This window comes from Cognatishimia sp. 1_MG-2023 (genome assembly GCF_030548175.1).
GTDB lineage: Bacteria > Pseudomonadota > Alphaproteobacteria > Rhodobacterales > Rhodobacteraceae > Cognatishimia.
Genome location: NZ_JAUORX010000001.1, coordinates 216448 through 235458, shown reverse-complemented (window position 1 = coordinate 235458; position 19011 = coordinate 216448). Strand labels below are relative to the sequence as shown.

Genomic DNA, 19011 nt, shown 5'->3' with positions numbered 1-19011 from the left:
TAGGGCGGCTTGTGGATAACTGTCATCCATTCGTTACGGAATCGCGTTAGCCATCATCTGAACTTCATATATCGTGGGGGTTGCCAAGTCGCTCCCCCGATATATAGTAGTTTTAGAGCAGGGCGGGATGTCCCGCCCGAATGCTGAAAAATCAGGCAGTTGGGCGGAGGTAGAGTCCCAAATGGATGGCGATTTCAGGTCAGAGTTTGTACACCAACCCGGTGGGTTGAAGCAGCACCCCGCGCTTGTTCTTAACGCGGATTATAGGCCCTTATCATATTATCCACTTTCACTGTGGCCATGGCAGGAAGCTGTTAAGGCGGTCTACATGGATCGGGTCGATATTGTCGCGGAATATGACTACGTAGCGCGAAGTCCTAGTATCGAAATGCGGATCCCGTCGGTGGTCGTGCTGAGAGATTATGTAAAACCTGTAAAGCGCGTGGCCTTCACGCGCTTTAATCTTTTTTTACGGGACGAATTTAGGTGCCAATACTGCGGTTCCCAAGGGGATTTGACATTTGATCACGTTATCCCAAGGGCTGCGGGCGGTGTGACAAGCTGGGAAAACGTTGTCGCGGCTTGTAGCCGGTGTAATTTGAAAAAAGGATGCAAAAGCTTGCGGCAAGCCAATATGCATTTGAAGAAACCGGCTCGCCAACCGCGCGCTGGCGAGCTTCGCGATATGGGACGGAAGTTTCCACCAAACCATCTGCACGAAAGTTGGATGGATTTTCTATATTGGGACGCCGAGCTTGATGCATAAGCATTAAAAAAGCGGATCAAGTGATTGATCCGCTTTTGTTTTCTTACGAAACAGGAACAGCACGCTGTACCATGCCAAATAGGTCACGTGGATCATCAGGATCTGCTAACATGTCGAGGTTTTCGCAGAACCCGCTGTCTTTTACCTGATCACGGATGTAACGCAGGGCCGAAAAGTCTTCGATTGCAAAACCAACGCCGTCAAACAATGTGATTTGCTTGTCGTCACAGCGTCCAGCTGCTTTGCCTTCGATGACTTCCCACATTTCGGTAACCGGAAAATCTTCTGGCATTTGCTGAATTTCACCTTCGATTCGTGTTTGTGGCGGGAATTCCACAAACACGTCAGAGCGATTCAGAATATCTGCAGCCAATTCGGTCTTGCCGGGGCAGTCACCGCCGATTGCGTTAATGTGCACACCCGCGCCAACCATATTGTCGCTTAGGATCGTCGCGTTTTTCTTATCAGCGGTGCAGGTTGTCAGAATTTGCGCACCTTGAATTGCTTCTTCTGGTGTTTTGCAGATTGTGACGTTGACACCTTGCCCCTTAAGGTTGCGTGCGCATTTTTCTGAAGCGGCAGCATCGACGTCATAAAGGCGCACATTTTCAATGCCAACAATCGCTTTCATGGCGAGAGTTTGGAACTCTGATTGCGCGCCGTTACCGATCATTGCCATCGTCTTAGAACCTTTAGGCGCCAAGTGCTTAGCGACCATAGCTGAAGTCGCTGCCGTACGCAGGGCAGTCAGAACTGTCATCTCGGTGAGAAGTACAGGATAGCCGGTGTAGACGTCAGCCAATAGGCCAAAGGCAGTAACCGTTTGCAGGCCTTCTGACGTGTTCTTCGGGTGGCCATTTACGTATTTAAAGCCATAAGCTTCGCCATCGCTGGTTGGCATAAGTTCAATTACACCGACGTCGGAATGCGAGGCAACGCGTGGTGTTTTGTCAAACAATTCCCAGCGACGGAAATCGGCTTCGACGTAATCTGCTAAATCGCGCAAAACAGTTTCGATGCCAATGTGATGCACGAGGCGCATCATGTTTTCGACGCTTACAAATGGGACGAGCGCTTTTTCAGAAGGTTGGTTCATTGTGACCTCTTATGTACGGCGAGTTAGATGGATGCCAGCGATCATGCAGCGCACTGACCCACCTGCGGTTTCGATGGTAGGAACTGAAAGGGGCAAGGGATCTGCCGACTTTTCGATAATGCTAAGTTGTTCAGGGCGCAGCGATTTAAGCGCCCGTTCGGAAAGGGCCAGCACGCGTCTATTGCCGGTGAGCTCAATGGCATTCCCAGCGAATTCACCAATCTGAGAATGGGTTAAGTCAATGACTTCGCATCCTGATTCTTCAAGTCGGTATGCAACGGTTCGGCGGCGCGCTGGGTCTGTAATCATATCAAGACAGATCAGCGCATAATCCGTTCCAATACCCATTAGAACATTGGTGTGGTACACATCGCGCCCTTGCGCATCTTTTGCCTCAAATGCGATAGGCTCATAGTTAAAATGTGTGCAAAAACGCTCCAGAATGACTGGATCAGCGCGGTTTGACTGCGCTGTATAGGCAATGCGGCCCGTATGGTCCAAAACCATTGCACCAGTGCCTTCGAGCGCTAAGTTGTCTTGCTCGAGGCCTGAGTAATCAATGACGTCTTGAACGCGATACTCAGCTTTTAGCAGTTCAATCACATCTTGGCGTCGTTCCTTGCGACGATTTTCTGCGAACATCGGGTAGATCGCAATATGGCCACCGGCATGCGTGGAAAACCAGTTGTTCGGAAAAACACTGTCTGGGGTTTCGGTGCTGAAATCATCAAAAACATGAACGCGGACGCCTGCAGACCGGAGTTTATCAACTGCTGCATCGAACTCCGCCAATGCCGCGTCCGATGTCGCATCGGCATCGCGATTGCTGAGCGTTTGAAATGCATTGTCGTCACGCGTTTCCGGATTGGAACAGAAATGGTGTGGGCGGATCATGACAACCGCCTGAGGGGCTTGCACGGATTTCATTAGTAACTCCGAGTGGGTCTATCAAATATGCGCCGCCCCAAAGACGACGCTGCGAGGTCTACCATAAGCGTGGCTGTACGGCCGCGCTCATCGAGGAAGGGGTTTAGTTCTACTAGATCAAGCGAGGTCATAAGACCGGCATCGTGCAGCAGTTCCATGACCAAATGTGCTTCACGCACGGTTGCTCCACCAGGAACTGTGGTGCCGACGGCAGGCGCAAACATTGGGTCCAGAAAGTCGACATCCAACGATACGTGCAGCATGCCATTAGCCGCCGCTACCTTGTCTAGGAATGCTGTGAGCGGTTTTACTATGCCAATTTCGTCAATTTCACGCATGTCATGGCGATGGATTTTACTGCGTTGCAAAGCGTCACGTTCAGCTGGATCAACGGACCGAAGTCCAATGATGCAAACATTCTCTTCAGGTATTGGATGGGGCACTTTGGGAAAGCCGTCAAAACCATCTTTACCGGTGAAGTATGCTACTGGGGTGCCGTGGAGGTTGCCAGAATCCGTTGTTTGCGGTGTGTGATAATCGCTATGAGCATCAAGCCATAATACAAACTGTGGCCGGCTCTGTTTTTGCGCATACCGGCTGACACCCAGGACCGTTCCAGCGGCAAGACTATGGTCGCCGCCTAGAAAAATGGGAAACCCCTGTTCAATGGCCCGTTCCGCCGCGTCAGACAACGATTGGGTCCAACCGATAGTTTCAGACCATGCATGTGTGTTTGCTTGGGGCGCGGGAACCGATACCTGTGCTGGCGCGATATTCCCTGTATCTATGACCGTATGGCCAAGCTCGGTTAAGCTTTCTACGAGACCAGCAGTTCGGTAAGAGTCTGGGCCCATGATACAGCCGTGACGCCGCTTTCCTGAATCCACAGGAGCGCCAACTAAAATACAGGTTTTCGGTGTCATATCATTCCTGCGAGTTGAGGGTTGCCTTAAGAATATTGCAAATTGGGTTGATTTTCATCCATCAATTTGCACATATTGGGCAGCCACTACTCAATACGAAAGATAGATTGATCAATATGGATAATGTGGATCGTAAGTTAATTTCTGCTTTGCGTCACGATGCTCGTTCGTCGTTGTCTGACCTTGCTATTGATTTGGGCGTGTCTCGTACGACTGTGCGTGGACGTCTTGACAGGTTGAAAGAGCGTGGTGATATCGTCGGATTTAGTGTTGTTTTGAAAGAAGACGTTCAACGCGATCCAGTTCGTGGGCTTATGCTGATCGGTATCGAAGGACGTGGTGCGGAACGCATTGTGCGTCAGCTCAATGGGATGCCTGCAGTGCGTGCCGTGCATTCCACCAACGGTCGTTGGGACTTGATTGTAGAGCTTGGTACCGAAACTTTGGAAGAATTAGATAATATTCTTGCACGAATTCGGCGCTACGAAGGTGTCGCGACGAGCGAAACGAACTTGTTATTGGCAACGCGCAAGCAGGGTTAGTCGCGTTTAAGTGCGACCAAGATCCAAAGAAAAGCTAGACCTAATGAAATAATGGCATTCAAATTTGCCATGGTAAAGCCTGCCATTTGCCAGGGGATATCATCGCAACGGACCAATGGCGCATTCATGATCTGATTAAACAGCTCATCTGAATTCAAGCCACCGATACTCGAAGAGGTACATGACGTTGGGCCCTCCCAAAGCTTGCGTTCAACTCCAGAATGATAAATTCCGATCACGCCAGTTGTCACTGATGCTAGTGCACCAAGCCAAACAAACACGCGTTGTTTGATCGCGAGGGCCAATCCGCCAATGATGACTGCGGCGATATGGGGGTACCTTTGCCAATAACACATTTTACAGGGTGCATAGCCACCAATGTATTGAAATCCCCAGGCCGATAATATCATCGCAGCTGAAGCAAGCGTAAGAAAAAGAACCGCAGTTTGGCGAGGCATAATTATAGGTACCTTACTACAAGAAATCCGCCAAACAGAAGCACAAGAAAGACCGTGAATACAAGGCCTAGACGTTTCTCAATGAAGTCACGAATTGGTGCCCCAAATTTCCATAGCAATGCGGCAACAATGAAGAAGCGCAAGCCCCGTGCTAAAATAGAGGACACAACGAATGTCGCGATTGGCATTCCTGTCCAACCGGACATGATTGTAATCACTTTATAAGGGAATGGCGTAATTCCAGCGCCAAGGACCGCCCAGAAGCCAAAGTCGTTAAAGCGAGTATTGAATTCGGCAACGGCGTCGCCTTTTCCAAGGGCCTCAAGGATCGGCTGACCAAGCTGTTCAAATGCTAATGCGCCGATTGTGTAGCCAAAAAGTCCACCCAACACGGATGAGACCATGGCAACGCCTGCAATTAGCCAGGCGCGATGAGGCGCAGCCAGGATCAAAGGAATCATCAAGATGTCTGGTGGGATCGGAAAAAATGAGCTTTCCACAAAGCTTACGATGGCTAGGGCCCAAATTGCGCGCGGGTGATCGGCTAGGCGCATCGTCCAATCGTACAAACCTTTTAACATTCCGGCTCCTGATGTTTTTCGCTTTGAGTTACTTTTTTATGCTCTTACTTCAAGTTTGTATGACCTAGAAGTGCGAGCGCCTAAAGCGACATGCTCTGATTTTGGAGCATTGTTAAAGGAGCGTTTGGATGAAGCCCACGAATATTTTGATAGAATGAAAAAATCCGCTCAGATTTGCACTTTCGCTCTAGACGTTCCCAACTGATTTGAGTATCCCACTCAAACGTGCCCAAGTGGCGGAATGGTAGACGCAGGGGATTCAAAATCCCCCGCCGCGAGGCGTGCCGGTTCGAGTCCGGCCTTGGGTACCACCTATTTTAGGTTTCCGCAAAATTGAATAATTTCAGGTATTTAGCCTGAAAGCTTCATGCGAAAGCGCGTGTAGTCTTGACCGTTGAATGGTCACGACCACACGCGTTTGTGTTTTGTTTATTTGAATAGAAGTTGTGCTTCGCGTTTACGTGCGACAGGTCGCGCTGTGGCGAAAACGCTGCTAGGATCAAGCATCAACTCAGGAAACAAAGTATAGATTTCGTCGCGCTGTGGAGCGTCCAGACCGGCGAGCGCTTGAAGCCCAGGTTGGAAGCTTTCGCTCCACAATCCGTCAGACATAACGATTTCATGTCGCTCAAACATGAAATGTACGTAGGTAACATCAGCAACCTCTGCTTTTTCAATCCCAGAGGTGCCGATCAAATGTTTCGCAGCAACTAGAATTTCAGCCTCTCCAAACAACAGCTCAGCCTTTGCATCGGTTACCAGAACACGGTGATTGGGGCTAACCATCATATCGCGATCTGGCAGTGCATTGCCAAGAGCACCAGCTCTAATAAGCACCGGCCGCAAAAATGGTGTTTCGTTCAGGTCAGATTCTGAAAGGTGGCGCGTGCCAATCCAGCGAATTTTCTGAATACCATGATCACGCGTGTGAATATGATCGCCTATGGCAAGCTCGCTTACATTCCGCGCACCAGTTTCAGTTGCGATCAGTGTTCCGGGTGTAAAGCAGGGGACGATCCGCTCAATCCCTTCGAAGTGTGCTGAGCCTGTTACATTGCCGTCTGTATCCAGAAATTCAATTGTCCCAGATTCTGCGTCAGCTACATCATAAGTGACCCGGTGATCACCAGATCCAGTTAGATTTATGGTGTCAAAGTCATCTCCGGTTTCACCACCAAAGATGGTGTCGCCGTCATTGACTTCAAAGAAGGTATCGCGATCGGCACCGCCGTCCATTTCATCAGCGCCGGTTCCGGAATAGATAGCGTCGTTGCCGTCTTCGCCAACAAGCTTGTCGTCACCTTCGCCACCGTAAATGGTGTCGTCACCAACGGATGCATAAACCGTGTCGTTTCCTGTGCCGCCTTCAACAATATCGTCGCCTGCACCAGAGAATACCAAGTCATTTCCATCAAGTGCTTGGACATGATCGTCATCACCCGTACTGCCGGGAAGGGCCGCATCACCGCCGTCTATTAAGTCTCCATCAGCGTCGATGTCGCCGACATTAATGACATCATCTCCAGAGGAGCCAATGAAATAGCCATCTGGCGCTTCTGGAATGCCTAGGGATTCTAGCGCTTCTGGTGAGGAAAGTGATGATGCTGCAACGCCTTCTAACGTCAGGGATTCACCACCCGGGAAAGAAAGAACAGCATTTCCATCGGCATCTTCGCTGACAGTAACGTTTCGCGTGGTGATTGGTGTTGCGCCAGAATCAGAGGTCAGTGCGGTTACATCTAGCAAATCGCCTGCAGTGAATGTGCCATCGCCATTGTCTGTAGGGACCGCAAAGCCAGTCACCGTGTCAGAACCGGATCCATCGGCAAGAACGACGGTGTCTTGTCCTGCAGATAATTCAATGTTTTCGATGGCCTCAAATTCGGTTGTGCTAGTGCCGTCCGAAAAGGTGCCAATGCCAGATGCGCCATTCGTCAAATCCAGCCGTACACCGGTTGTTACTGCGGATAGATCAACGGTATCGCCATCTACTTCATCTATGTTTTCGCCAGCGATTGTGTCGTTGCCAAATCCGTCAGTGATGACGAACCGATCATCGCCATAACCACCCCATAGATAGTCATCGCCTTCGCCTGTACCACCTGAATGGATTGTATCGTTGCCAAAGCTGCCGCGTAAAAAGTCGTTACCAGTGCCGCCATGGAGCTCATCATTCCCGAGATCACCGTTGACCCAGTCATCGCCTTGCCCGCCATAAAAGACATCATTGCCTTCACCAGCTTGCGCGCTGTCATTGCCATCACCACCGATGAAAACATCGTTACCCTCATAGCCCAGCAAAGTGTCGTTTCCGTCACCGCCCTCAAGCGTGTCATCACCGGCTTCGCCGACCAATATGTCATCGCCATCACCGCCTAGAACACTATCGTTACCTGTGCCTGAAAACACTGTGTCGTTTCCGCCACCTGCTTCGATTTGCGTACCAGCATTGGTTACAACGTCGCCCTCAGGGTCCCCGGCATATGCGCTGTCGATCAATTCCGCCGCGGCACTACCTTCGACAATGCCGTCAGGAGCATTGGAAAAAGAAATGTCGCTTAACCCAATTTTTCCTGTTTGGGCTGCGTCTTCGCCGTTCTCAAAGATGATTTCTAAGGATGTAATTGGACCAGCAATAGAAACTGAAACTGAGTCATCGGCACCTGTTGTATCAGTTGTAAGGCTCGCGATCCCATCAGCATCTATAATACCGTTGCTGGCAGAATGTGTTCCATCAAGATCAGACACGGAAACTGGAAAAACATTTCCTTCGGCGTCTGTCGCTAGGATCGTAACGCGTTCATCCCATAAAGTGCCGTTCTCGTCTAAATCAAATATTTCAAACGAGACGTTTTCAACCGGGGCATCAAACGTGAGCGTGGTGGTGACAGCGTCTGTTAAGTCGTCGACCCAAAGCGCATCTTCGGCTGGGGAACCTTGTGTCGTTATACTGCCGGTTTCGCCCGCGGCATTTGTATTCGTGGCGATTGTGACACCAGTAGAAGTTTCACCCGAGCCAACTGTAACGTGGCCGTTCGTAGCCGCGTCTGCCCAATTCAATGTATTTTCTGTCGGCATAGCCCGTCCGATCATCATTAATATGGCCACACCAAGGTGCAGCGATCTAGTTTAATTTTGGTGTTTTTGCTCGCGTATTGCGGTGTCAGTTTGAAATAAATGAGGCAAAATTTTCTTGATTGTGAATTTGCTGTGGCAGTGCCTTTTTGTCGAGGTATTTCAAGGAAATTTGTCCAAAGTCTCCTATATGTCGCCTAAAAGCAGCCTTCTTCGCTCGGTAGTCCATGGATATTAATCACGACGTCTGCAGAAGCGGGCCAAATCGAGCAGAACAAGGCTTTTCAATGAAAGTACGAATTATCAATCGGCGTTTGCCGGACATTGAACGCGCGCCCGATTTTGGCGACAATATATTCTCTAATATACATGATGCATCTGCGCCACGCGCGATCGTTCCACATCAGCGGCTTAGTAAGTCGGCAGAGGTTGTTTATCCGACGGGATTTCAATCTGTTGCGCCTGAGAAAATTACACGAAAAACCCCTGAATTATTGCGTGGCGTCAGTAGCATGTCTGCGAAGACACAAGTGGTCACTGCAAGCGGTGGGAAAACTGTGGGCGAGCTTTCGGTCGGGGAACAGATTTTGACCCGTGACAATGGGTTTCAAAAGCTGCGCTGGACTGGTTATTTGCCCACCAAGAGTAATTCTACGATGGTGGAAATCCAATCCAGTGCCATTGATGCTGGTATCCCATCAGACGTACTTCACGTTTCTGGGCGCCAACGCGTGCTTTTGACGTGTCCTGAAATTGCAGATCAATTTGGCACTCGCGAGGTTTTGGTGCGTGCAGGTGATTTGTTACACCTCGAAGGAGTGAACGAGATCGAGTGCAATGAACCTATGGTCGCAATGCTGTTTGATCGTCAGGAAGTATTGCGCGCCAACGATGCTTGGCTGGATACGATGACACCTGACAAAGAGGCATTGGAGCAATTTTCAGGCGATGAGCGCCAGGAGATACGCGCGATTTTCCCGCAATTGAATGATGTGCCGTTAGAGAGAAGCTATCCGTCTGCACGGCCGGTTTTGCGCAGTGAGTTCGCACGCCAGTTCCAGCGTTTCGATTGCTGATAGCGCCAACCTCGGCACGTTCACACAGGAAGGTACTCTCTGCCAGAATGAGCAAACGCAAGAGCCATTCGTAGTTAATATTCTACTGATTGGACCTGAACACTTAGTGGTGATTTTAGTATCGTAAGCCCGATGTGCTAGCATTGAGCTATGTATACTAAAGTTTTTAGGCCGTCCTTCGTCGTAGCAGCAGTTTGGCTCTGTAGCCTAGCCTCATCGGTATTGGCAGAGCCGCAACGGTATTCTGTTGATCAGAATGCGTCGCGTGTAAGCTTTTTCTTCGAAATTGGTGATCAACGCAGCAAGGGCTTTTTCCCAGTTTCAAATGCCGATGTGATCCTTGATTTGGATATGCTGTCTAAGTCCAGCGTAACGGTCGATCTTTCTGTAGAGCATGCTCGTGCGGGCGATCTGTTTTCAACGTCGGCTATGAAAAGTCAGGAAGTTTTAGATGCAGCTAGGTTTCCTAGTGCCAAATTTGTAAGCCGTCAGGTCGTTCAACGCGGGCAGGGGGCAGACATACGCGGCGACCTAACGCTACGCGGTGTGACGCGCCCCGTAAAAGTCAGTGCTCGCTTGATCCGAACGCCCGATGCCCCCAAAGACAATTCAAAACTCGTGCTAGAAATTTCAGGCCGTTTAAAACGTTCGGATTTTGGAGCAACCGGTTACGCAAATTTTGTTGGTGATGACATTTCGCTTAAGTTCTTTATTTGGCTCACTCGGGCGTAGCGTTGAACGTTTCAAGCGGGCGTACTTTCAACCGAGTGATGCGGTTGTCTTTGCGCGCCATGACCTCAAAGCGGAAACCATGAAAGGCAAAGACCTGACCAACCACAGGGATGGTTTGGGCTTCATGGATCACAAGGCCTGCAATTGTATTGGCTTCGTCATCCGGTAGCGTCCAGTCGCTTGCGCGGTTCAGGTCGCGAATGGTCATGGCGCCATCAATCAAAAACTGACCATCATCGCTTTTGCGAATTGGATGTTCTGCAGCCGGATCAAATTCATCGGTGATTTCACCGACGATTTCTTCCAAAATATCCTCTAGCGTAATCAAACCGCGCAAGGCGCCGTATTCATCAACCACAAGGGCAAAGTGGCTGCGCCGACGCAGGAATTGACGCATCTGATCATCAAGCGATGTCGTGTCGGGTACAAAATATGGCTTCTTCTCAACCAATGTGAGGTTGAATTTACTCAAGTCAGCGCGCGTTCCATCACCATCAACGAACTGAGAATGCATTGCCCGCAGCAAATCTTTGGCGTGAACAACACCCACGATATTTTCTGGATCATCCTTGTAGACAGGCAAGCGCGTGTAATTGCTTTCAAGGCACTGCGCTAAAATATCGGAAGGATCGTCATCGGCATTGATCATTTCGATGCCTGAACGATGTAGCATGATCTCTTCTACGGTTCGTTCACTTAGATCCAATGCGCCCAAGATACGGTCGCGATCTTCTTTTTCGACGATCCCTTCGCTGTGGCCCAATTGAATGGCTCCAGCGATTTCTTCACGGACGGCAAGGATTTGGCTATCTGGATCAGCGCGAACTCCAAAAATGCGCAACACCATACGTACCAATAGGCGAACAGCAGAAACCACAGGTGCAAATACCGTTACGATAGCTTGAATAATACCCGCCACCCGAGCTGCCGCTATCTCTGGCGCAGTGATTGCATAGGTTTTCGGAAGAACTTCAGCGAAAATCAGCACGAGCAATGTCATGACCAAAGTCGCAAGCGCTACGCCACTTTCGCCAAAGACCCGCGTAAACAGAGCGGTCGCTAAAGACGTCGCGAGGATATTCACAAGGTTGTTTCCCAAAAGAACCGAGCCAATCAAGCGCTCATTGTCTTCTGTGATGTCTAAGGCGCGCTCAGCCCCTTTGTTACCTTTATCAGCTTGGCTGCGCAGCTTGCCTCTGCTTGCTGCGGTCAAAGCGGTCTCGCTGCCTGAGAAGAAGGCGGAGAGCATCAAAAGCACAGCGATTGCTCCGGCTGTGAGCCAAAAGGCGCTGTCCAATGCCACAGTTGTGACTTCCATAGATCAAATAATCCTCTTATCTGATGGCGTTATGAGCCTCGAAGGGCGTTCATTCAAGGAAAAGCACAAATGAAAGTCGTCGACCTTGGCAATTTTGATACGCCTGTGTTGTTGTTTGGCGGTCCATATTCCAACCTTCAGGCAACGCAGGCTTTGCTTCAGCAAGCACATGACATGCAGATTAAACCGTCAAATTTGATTTGTACGGGCGATATAGCAGCGTATTGTGCTCATCCTTCGGAAACGATGGATCTCATTCAACAGCTAGATTGCCCTGTCGTAGCAGGTAATTGTGAAAAACAACTTGCTGTGAATGCGATGGACTGCGGGTGTGGATTTGACGAGGGCACGACTTGTGATCTGTTGTCTGCAGGATGGTTCGCGCATGCCTCATCCCAAGTTACCGATGAACAACGCGACTGGATGCATAATCTCCCAGATGTTCTGGTCTTTACCCAAAGTGGTAAACGGTTCGCTGCGATTCATGGCGGCATTACCAACATCAGCCGGTTTTTGTGGCCAACTTCACCCGAAGCCGAATTTAGAGAAGAGCTAGGTGCGATTGAAGATGTACTTGGAGCTGTTGACGGTATCATAGCGGGGCATTGCGGAATGCAGTTCTGCCGCGATTTAGTTGATAAAATTTGGATCAACGCAGGTGCGATTGGAATGCCGGCAAATAATGGAAGCGCTGATACCAGTTTTGCTGTACTGAGCTCTGGAAAGCCAGAATTTCACTCTTTGAGCTACGACGTCGTTTCTGCCGTTTCCGCAATGAAGAGCGCCAATCTAGTTAAGGGTTATGATGTTGCATTGCAAACTGGGTATTGGCCTTCGGAAGATATTCTTCCGCAAGAATTACGCGCCAAACGATAGAGTTTGTTAGCAATCGGGGGGGACAGCAAGAGGCTGCCCCAGACCCAGCATTTAGGACTTAGCAAGTGGATGATGATCTAACACCAACTCCTTTAGTCGTTCATCAAGCACATGCGTGTAAATCTCGGTCGTTGCGACGTCTGCATGTCCCAGCAGAACTTGGATAGACCGAAGGTCCGCGCCATTTGCGAGCAGATGCGTTGCAAAGGCATGCCGCAAAGTATGTGGTGTAACCTTGTCTGGATTAACACCTGCAGAAACCGCAAATTCCTTGATAAGAGCGTAAAAACGGTGCCGGGTGAGGTGGCCAAGTTTTCCGCGACTTGGGAAGAGGTATTTAGAAGTCGCCTTCCCAGATTTGACCCTGACGTCTTCAGCGGCATCTCGGATAACCAGCCACTCAGCGAGTGACTCTCGTGCAGCCGGGGACAAAGGAACCATGCGCTCTTTGCCGCCTTTACCGGAAATTAGTAGCATCCGTGGATCACCGCGTGACGCACTAACTGGCAGAGACACCAATTCAGAAACGCGCATGCCTGTGGCATAAAGCAGTTCCATCATGCAGATGTTGCGAGCCTTATCTTGTTTGTTCCGCCCAGAAACGCGTGCGGCTTCAATAAGCAGATCGACTTCTTTAACTTCCAACGTCTTTGGTAACCGTTTGTCTAGTCCCGGGCCTTTGACTTGAATGGCAGGGTTGGTTTCGCGCCAACCTTCTTCAAATCCAAAACGATAAAGCTGTTTAATTGCCGAAAGGCGGCGTGCACGCGTGGATTTAGCAAGGCCCTGTTCATCGCAGTGAACAAGGTAGTCTTCAATATCTGAGCGAACGACATCGACGAATTTGATTGATCTGTCGCCAATCCATTCTGCGAAGTTCTTCAGATCACGCGCATAGGCCATCTGCGTGTTCGTCGCAGCGCCAAGTTCCGCAGCCTGCGCTTCAAGAAAAGTAGAGATCCATTGCATTTCACGCATTAGTAACCGCGCTCCAACAAAAGGACCTGCAACGCAGCTTGGCGCGCAGTGTCTTCTAGACCAATTGCTCGAAATGTAGCCAAGGCGCTCGTTAGGGCCCGCAAATCGCCGGCTGCTCCTTGTGAAAATAATGTCATAGCTTGCAAAATAACTTCACCTAACTGGCCGCGTGCCAAGCGATTTGAAAGTGCTTGTGGTACGCCTGCGCCATGAAATGCATCCGAAACAGATTGTTTTAGTGGGTCGGCACTTTGTTTAGGCGGGTTACCTAAAGCAAGTGCAGATAGATAGTCATCTGATCCTGTCGGATTAATATTTTCATACATAGGGGAAAGTAGCAATATTTTTCCCGCTAAGGTTGCGGCTTCATCTTTTAATGTAAATTTGGATAATTTTTCTGCATAAAATCTAGCAAACGGAACCTCAAGACGTGCGCTTTTCATCGCGTTCCAAGCGGCAGGTAATGCTTGTTCGACTTTAGACTGATCCTTTGAAGCGAGCGCTGATTCAAACTTTTGAATTGCGCTTGCTCGGTCCCAAACCGTACCCGAAGCTGCGGGACGGTTCTCGGTATAGATCGCAAAAAGGCGGTTCTCGGGAAGGGCACCAACACGAGCTAATCTTTCCGCAGCCTCAAGCCGAGATTTCCAACCGGCGGTTTCGCTTAAATCAGAGTGGCTATATGCCCTTGGTAGGGAAGCAGTCGGTTGCGCCTCGCCAATTGCTTCGTAAAGTCGGAAGTTTAATGGAGATGGCTCGGAAACGGATACCAACAACGGCTCTTCTGCGAAGAGCTCGGGATCAAGAAAGCGAAGTAAAAGGGAGTCAGTTTCTTCACTGATCAAGTTTAGCAATTTTGCCGAATTTAGAGTGATTGCAGCAGAGTTCCAATCGCCAGCACGCGCCAAACAAAATACTCTGGCCCCATAACTGGGTGCGAGATGAGGCGCACCTTCAAGTGCTGAACATGCGCGATCTTCTTCACCAATCAGCAACGTCACATCAAACCAGCGCGCAAATAGATCAGGCTCATCTGGGTTCGCGCGGACCAGCAATGCGTTTGCCTGTTCAATTGCGCCAAGTGCGATCAGTTTATCTACTCGTTTCAAAAGCAGAGTGTGTTTACCAGGAACATCAATTGGTGGGTTCGCTTCGGCCAGCAGAAGGGTGTAGGTTAATGCCTGCATCGCGGGGAATGCTTCGGCAGATTGAACTGCCAATAAATCCGCTAGGTTTTTGGCATTGCTTTCTTGCCACAAGCTGTTTGGTAGACCTGTTACATTACTGGGTAGTAGGCCGACCGCATCTCTTCCTTCAGAATCCAGTTGCCCAACGGACACTTCAGGTGTGCTTCCACCTTCGGCGACCGGGGGTTCGTCGGGAGCTATATGTATTGTTACGGTTGGCGTTTGACTCAACCAATCAATTGCAGACAACGGATCAGCCGGCTGCGCCATTGCTGCGCTAGCTGCTGCAATGCAAGTTGCTGCAATGGATGCCGATTTAATTCGCATCCAATGGAACCGTTTCACGCACTTCGCGCTGTGGTGCCGAGAAGTCTGCACCAAAAATTGGTCCTAAGTAGGCATAGCCCACTAAGCCAATTGCGATGAGAACCACTAGGAAAAACAGTGCTCTTAAGAGCTTGCCCATTCGCTTCCCCAATTTTGCCTGCCGTTTTTTCTACTTTATAACTGGCCTTTTCGCGAATATCACGTCATTCAATGTCAAATGGCGGATTTTGGCCGGATTTCGTTCAAATTCTCCAAAAAGCAAGGCGTTGCATAGGCATGAAACTTAAGAAAACTGTTGTCATGGTCGGGATGATGGGGGCGGGAAAAACCGCTGTTGGCCGTGCTTTGGCGGCAAAACTGAATGTTCCCTTTCTGGATTCGGATGCGGAAATTGTAAAAGCAGCGAATATGTCGATTGCCGAAATATTCAAACGCGATGGCGAACCCTTTTTCCGCACAAAAGAAACACAGGTCATTGATCGGCTCTTGGACGATATGCAAGGCGTGCTTTCGACCGGGGGCGGAGCATTCTTATCGGATAGCAACCGAACAATGATTTCGGATAAAGGGGTCTCTGTTTGGCTAGATGCTGACCTCGACCTGCTTTGGCAACGTGTTCGTCACAAAGATACACGGCCACTGTTGCGTACTGCAAACCCGAAAGCGACCCTTGAACAAATCTACAATGAGCGCGTTCCGATTTATTCAAAAGCCGATCTTGCGGTGCAATCGCATGCGTCTTACTCAATCGAAAACATGGCTGACCGGGTAATCAAAGCCCTTCTAACGCGGCCTGATGTTCTGGAGCCCTAAATCATGGAAACCGTTCACGTTGGTCTGGGCGACCGCGCCTATGATATTCACATTGGTCCGGGTTTATTATCCCAAGCTGGTACGCTGATTTCAAAAATCAGTTCTCGAAAGCGGATGATGATCGTTACCGAAGAGAACGTCGCGCCTCTGCACCTGAAAACACTTCAAGATGGGTTAGCGGCCGCTGGCATTCAGTCGGAAGCATTGATTTTACCTGCGGGTGAAGGCACCAAAAGCTGGCCGTATTTTGAGCAAACCGTAGAATGGCTTTTGGCTCAGAAAGTGGAACGTAAAGATTTGGTCATCGCTCTAGGTGGCGGTGTGATTGGCGACCTCACTGGATTTGCAGCAGCTACGCTGCGTCGTGGCGTTGGCTTCGTCCAAATTCCAACGTCATTGCTCGCGCAAGTCGATAGTTCCGTTGGCGGAAAAACTGGCATCAATGCACCACAGGGCAAAAACCTGATCGGCGCCTTTCATCAGCCATCTTTGGTTTTGGCTGATATTGATGTCTTAGAAACGATGACCCCACGGGACTTTCTGTCTGGCTACGGTGAAGTCGTCAAATACGGCATGCTCGGAGATGCTACGTTTTTTGAGTGGCTGGAAGAGTGGGGCCCAAAACTGGCCGCTGGTGATCAAGGCGCGCGCATCGCTGCAGTAAAGCGCTCTTGTGAAATGAAGGCGGATATCGTGATGCGTGACGAGACAGAGCAGGGCGACCGTGCGCTGCTTAATCTTGGGCACACGTTCTGTCATGCACTAGAGGCTGCGACTGGATACGGCGATCGTTTGTTGCACGGCGAAGGTGTCGCAATTGGTTGTGCGTTGGCGTTTGAACTGTCGTCGCGGTTAGGTCTGTGCTCACAAGAAGACCCGAGCCGGGTTCGCGCGCACCTAAAGGCAATGGGAATGAAAACAGATTTGTCTGACATCGAAGGTGCTTTGCCTGATGCTGACGCTTTACTTGATCTAATGGGGCAAGACAAAAAAGTTGTTGATGGGCAATTGCGCTTTATCTTGGCGCGCGAGATTGGGGATGCGTTTGTTTCGGCTGATGTGCCAAAAGATGCAGTCCTGAAGGTGCTACAAGACGCTCTCGATCAATGCTGAGCTAGTACTCCAGATTATGAAAAGGCCCCGCAATGCGGGGCCTTTTTTATTAGAATGGAATTTCGTCATCTAGGTCTCGTGACGGTGTGCTTTGTCCGCCACCACCTTGGCCGCCACCGTAGCTACCGCCACCTTGGCCGCCACCGTAGCTACCGCCACCTTGTGCGCCACTGTCGTAACCGCCGCCTTGACCACCGCCATAGCTACCTTGGCCGCCGCCTTGACCACCGCCGCCGCCGCCTTCGCCGCCGCGACCGTCAAGCATTGTCAGCGTGCTGCCAAAGCCTTGCAAGACAATCTCGGTGCTGTAGCGATCTTGACCGGATTGATCCTGCCATTTCCGGGTCTGCAACTGGCCTTCGATATAAACTTTGGAGCCCTTACGTAGGAATTGCTCGCAAACACGTACGAGGCCTTCGCTAAATACAGCAACCGAATGCCATTCCGTACGTTCGCGGCGTTCGCCAGTGTTACGGTCTTTCCAGGTCTCAGATGTTGCAATACGCAGGTTGCATACTTTGCCACCATTTTGGAACGAGCGCACCTCTGGATCACGCCCCAGGTTACCAATCAGCATAACTTTGTTCAGTGATCCGGCCATGTGCCACCCCCTTGGATTCTATTGTAGGTTTCGCGCAAGCTTACACCATCACAGGGGACAGAACGCCAGCAGAAATTTGAGCAACTTTGCAGCACCGAAACAGCCAAGTCTTTAAAAAAGGATAATCATTGCTATATTCAGCGGAATTAACGATGGGACAGAATTCATGTTCAAGGTGGTCAGTGTTATTTTGATCGGGGCTCTGGGCTTGGCCACAAGCGTGTCCGCTAAGGATTTGATCGGCAGTAAATCGCGCACGTCTTTATTCAAAAGCCAGACAAGTGTTTTGGATAATCGCGCATCCGAACAGTACAAAAACTCTGTAAAGTTAACCCCTCAGAAAGTCGTGACGCCGACCAAATGGGGCACAAAACCTTTTAAAGGCAAGTACCGTGGTCCCTATTTAGATGTGGCACGTAGTGCTGCTCTGAAACATAATATTCCAGTAGATCTATTCTTGCGCCTGGTGCAGCAGGAAAGTGGATGGAACGCGCGTGCAAAGTCACACAAGGGCGCGTTGGGGCTGGCACAACTGATGCCCGGCACAGCAGCATCTTTGGGGGTCAATGCGCATGACCCAGCACAGAACCTAGAGGGTGGGGCACGCTACCTAGCCGCTCAGTATCGCGAATTTGGATCATGGCGATTGGCCTTAGCGGCCTATAACGCAGGTCCAGGTGCTGTGCGAAAATATGGCGGTGTGCCTCCGTATAAAGAGACACAGAATTACGTCAAAATTATCTGGGGTAGCTAATAGCTCTTATTCCCCATCAAGTGTGTTAGCTCGTTTGAACTTTATGGCTTGCGCGCTGACGGATGGTTGTGGGGGTAGCCCCACAATGCTGTTGAATGAACCTTGTAAAGTAAGCAGCACTCGCAAAACCCAATTCTTCTGAGATGGCTTTGAAGCTTGTGGTGCTTGTCTCTAATTGTTTTCTAGCCGAGTGAATAACGCATTGCGCTAGAATGTCGGCAGCAGTCATACCAGCGGATTGCCGACACACACGCGTCAAATGCGTCGGGGTCACGTTTAACATTTCGGCAAAATCGGCCATCGTTTTCCCAGAGGTATATTCAGCCGCAGCAATATCGCAAAACCGCCTAACCAATCGGGTCGCAGCTTTGCGTTTTGGGGCAGGCGGCTGGTGTTGCATTTGGCGCTGCAGCCAGATCGCTAACAAAGTTGCTTGCGAAGACAAAGCTTGGCCAACAAAGGCGCGGTCTTGCAGAATCTCTCGTCGCATATCTTCAATCAGGCCGGTTAATTCACTCTGTGCTAACCCATCTTGGATGCGAAGCAATTGGCTTTCATTCGGGAATGCATCGGCGACATTGTCTGGCACAATAGCCGCTTGGCCAAGCGTCTGACGCCCAATTTCTATCGACCAAATCTTACCCGCGGGTACGAAAATGGCATTGTGTGTTCCAAAGCCTTTTCGTTCACCTTGCAGGTTTACGACGCCTTGTCCCCGCGTTGTCCACAACAGTAGATTTTCTGTTTGGACGTGCATTAAGCCTAAGTCCGCGGACGATCCCGTGGTGAGTTGCGCAATAGTCGCGACTCTAACGTTCTGGTTGGTCATGTCGTTTCGTTGCGCTCAAAAGGTATGTTTTGTGAAACT

The 19011-nt window shown here is 50.1% G+C and carries 20 protein-coding genes and 1 tRNA gene; 9 read left to right on the top strand and 12 right to left on the bottom strand.

The features are described 5' to 3' along the window. Positions 1-181 precede the first annotated feature (181 nt). Complete coding sequence (locus Q4544_RS01175) at positions 182-766, top strand: HNH endonuclease (protein ID WP_303503991.1); 585 nt, start codon at positions 182-184, stop codon at positions 764-766. Positions 767-809: 43 nt separating this feature from the next. On the opposite strand, the gene Q4544_RS01170 is transcribed toward Q4544_RS01175, so the two are convergent. From Q4544_RS01170 to rocF, 3 genes are read right to left on the bottom strand one after another with little or no spacing between them, the layout of a single operon-like run. Further along, complete coding sequence (locus Q4544_RS01170; RefSeq protein ID WP_303503369.1) at positions 810-1862, bottom strand: ornithine cyclodeaminase; 1053 nt, start codon at positions 1860-1862, stop codon at positions 810-812. A gap of 9 nt (positions 1863-1871) precedes the next feature. Further along, a complete protein-coding gene (ctlX, locus tag Q4544_RS01165; RefSeq protein WP_303503367.1) occupies positions 1872-2789 on the bottom strand; it encodes a citrulline utilization hydrolase CtlX in 918 nt (305 codons plus the stop codon). Then, complete coding sequence (gene rocF / locus Q4544_RS01160; protein ID WP_303503365.1) at positions 2789-3712, bottom strand: arginase; 924 nt, start codon at positions 3710-3712, stop codon at positions 2789-2791. Before rocF ends, ctlX begins: the two co-directional genes overlap by 1 nt. Before the next feature lie 116 nt (positions 3713-3828). Between rocF and Q4544_RS01155 the strand changes: the two genes are divergently transcribed. Further along, positions 3829-4254: an Lrp/AsnC family transcriptional regulator gene (locus tag Q4544_RS01155; protein WP_303503990.1), complete on the top strand. Its 426-nt coding sequence runs from the start codon at positions 3829-3831 to the stop codon at positions 4252-4254. Here Q4544_RS01155 and Q4544_RS01150 read toward each other — a convergent pair. Further along, positions 4251-4712: a disulfide bond formation protein B gene (locus tag Q4544_RS01150; protein ID WP_303503361.1), complete on the bottom strand. Its 462-nt coding sequence runs from the start codon at positions 4710-4712 to the stop codon at positions 4251-4253. The two genes, Q4544_RS01155 and Q4544_RS01150, sit on opposite strands and share 4 nt — an antisense overlap. 2 nt (positions 4713-4714) lie before the next feature. Then, positions 4715-5293 carry a YqaA family protein gene (locus tag Q4544_RS01145; protein WP_303503358.1) on the bottom strand — a complete coding sequence of 193 codons (579 nt, stop codon included), beginning with the start codon at positions 5291-5293 and terminating at the stop codon, positions 4715-4717. 227 nt (positions 5294-5520) lie between these two features. Between Q4544_RS01145 and Q4544_RS01140 the strand changes: the two genes are divergently transcribed. After that, a tRNA-Leu gene (locus tag Q4544_RS01140) sits at positions 5521-5604 on the top strand. A 118-nt stretch (positions 5605-5722) separates the two neighbouring features. Here Q4544_RS01140 and Q4544_RS01135 read toward each other — a convergent pair. Next, positions 5723-8371, bottom strand: a complete 2649-nt coding sequence (locus Q4544_RS01135) for a Hint domain-containing protein (RefSeq protein WP_303503355.1) — start codon at positions 8369-8371, stop codon at positions 5723-5725. A gap of 284 nt (positions 8372-8655) precedes the next feature. On the opposite strand from Q4544_RS01135, the gene Q4544_RS01130 reads away from it, so the two are divergent. Together Q4544_RS01130 and Q4544_RS01125 are read left to right on the top strand one after the other, a co-directional pair. Continuing rightward, positions 8656-9444: a Hint domain-containing protein gene (locus Q4544_RS01130; RefSeq protein WP_303503353.1), complete on the top strand. Its 789-nt coding sequence runs from the start codon at positions 8656-8658 to the stop codon at positions 9442-9444. A 150-nt stretch (positions 9445-9594) separates the two neighbouring features. Next, positions 9595-10176: a YceI family protein gene (locus tag Q4544_RS01125; RefSeq protein WP_303503351.1), complete on the top strand. Its 582-nt coding sequence runs from the start codon at positions 9595-9597 to the stop codon at positions 10174-10176. On the opposite strand, the gene Q4544_RS01120 is transcribed toward Q4544_RS01125, so the two are convergent. Further along, positions 10163-11494 (bottom strand): HlyC/CorC family transporter, encoded by a 1332-nt coding sequence (locus Q4544_RS01120; RefSeq protein ID WP_303503349.1) that lies wholly within the window; start codon positions 11492-11494, stop codon positions 10163-10165. The two genes, Q4544_RS01125 and Q4544_RS01120, sit on opposite strands and share 14 nt — an antisense overlap. Positions 11495-11563: 69 nt before the next feature. Here Q4544_RS01120 and Q4544_RS01115 point away from each other — a divergent pair, with 69 nt between their 5' ends. Continuing rightward, positions 11564-12370 carry a metallophosphoesterase gene (locus Q4544_RS01115; RefSeq protein ID WP_303503346.1) on the top strand — a complete coding sequence of 269 codons (807 nt, stop codon included), beginning with the start codon at positions 11564-11566 and terminating at the stop codon, positions 12368-12370. 51 nt (positions 12371-12421) lie between these two features. On the opposite strand, the gene Q4544_RS01110 is transcribed toward Q4544_RS01115, so the two are convergent. From Q4544_RS01110 to Q4544_RS01100, 3 genes are read right to left on the bottom strand one after another with little or no spacing between them, the layout of a single operon-like run. After that, the gene (locus Q4544_RS01110) at positions 12422-13348 is read right to left on the bottom strand and encodes a site-specific tyrosine recombinase XerD (protein WP_303503344.1); all 927 of its coding nucleotides are present in this window, start codon (positions 13346-13348) and stop codon (positions 12422-12424) included. Further along, positions 13348-14862 (bottom strand): hypothetical protein, encoded by a 1515-nt coding sequence (locus Q4544_RS01105; RefSeq protein ID WP_303503342.1) that lies wholly within the window; start codon positions 14860-14862, stop codon positions 13348-13350. The genes Q4544_RS01110 and Q4544_RS01105 overlap by 1 nt, the downstream gene beginning before the upstream one ends. Continuing rightward, entirely contained in the window at positions 14852-15001 is a 150-nt protein-coding gene (locus Q4544_RS01100; RefSeq protein WP_303503340.1) for a hypothetical protein, read from the bottom strand. The genes Q4544_RS01105 and Q4544_RS01100 overlap by 11 nt, the downstream gene beginning before the upstream one ends. A 71-nt stretch (positions 15002-15072) precedes the next feature. Here Q4544_RS01100 and Q4544_RS01095 point away from each other — a divergent pair, with 71 nt between their 5' ends. Then, entirely contained in the window at positions 15073-15675 is a 603-nt protein-coding gene (locus Q4544_RS01095) for a shikimate kinase (protein WP_303503339.1), read from the top strand. Then, positions 15676-16788, top strand: coding sequence for a 3-dehydroquinate synthase (gene aroB / locus Q4544_RS01090; protein ID WP_303503989.1), 1113 nt, complete (start codon positions 15676-15678; stop codon positions 16786-16788). It begins immediately after the preceding gene. A gap of 49 nt (positions 16789-16837) precedes the next feature. Here the strand turns inward: aroB and ssb are convergent, their stop codons facing one another. Next, on the bottom strand, positions 16838-17389 hold the full coding sequence (gene ssb, locus Q4544_RS01085; protein WP_303503337.1) for a single-stranded DNA-binding protein: 552 nt from the start codon (positions 17387-17389) through the stop codon (positions 16838-16840). A 166-nt stretch (positions 17390-17555) separates the two neighbouring features. On the opposite strand from ssb, the gene Q4544_RS01080 reads away from it, so the two are divergent. Beyond that, positions 17556-18143 (top strand): lytic transglycosylase domain-containing protein, encoded by a 588-nt coding sequence (locus Q4544_RS01080; RefSeq protein WP_303503335.1) that lies wholly within the window; start codon positions 17556-17558, stop codon positions 18141-18143. Between the two features lie 25 nt (positions 18144-18168). Here the strand turns inward: Q4544_RS01080 and Q4544_RS01075 are convergent, their stop codons facing one another. Beyond that, positions 18169-18972: an AraC family transcriptional regulator gene (locus tag Q4544_RS01075; RefSeq protein WP_303503333.1), complete on the bottom strand. Its 804-nt coding sequence runs from the start codon at positions 18970-18972 to the stop codon at positions 18169-18171. Positions 18973-19011: the final 39 nt, after the last annotated feature.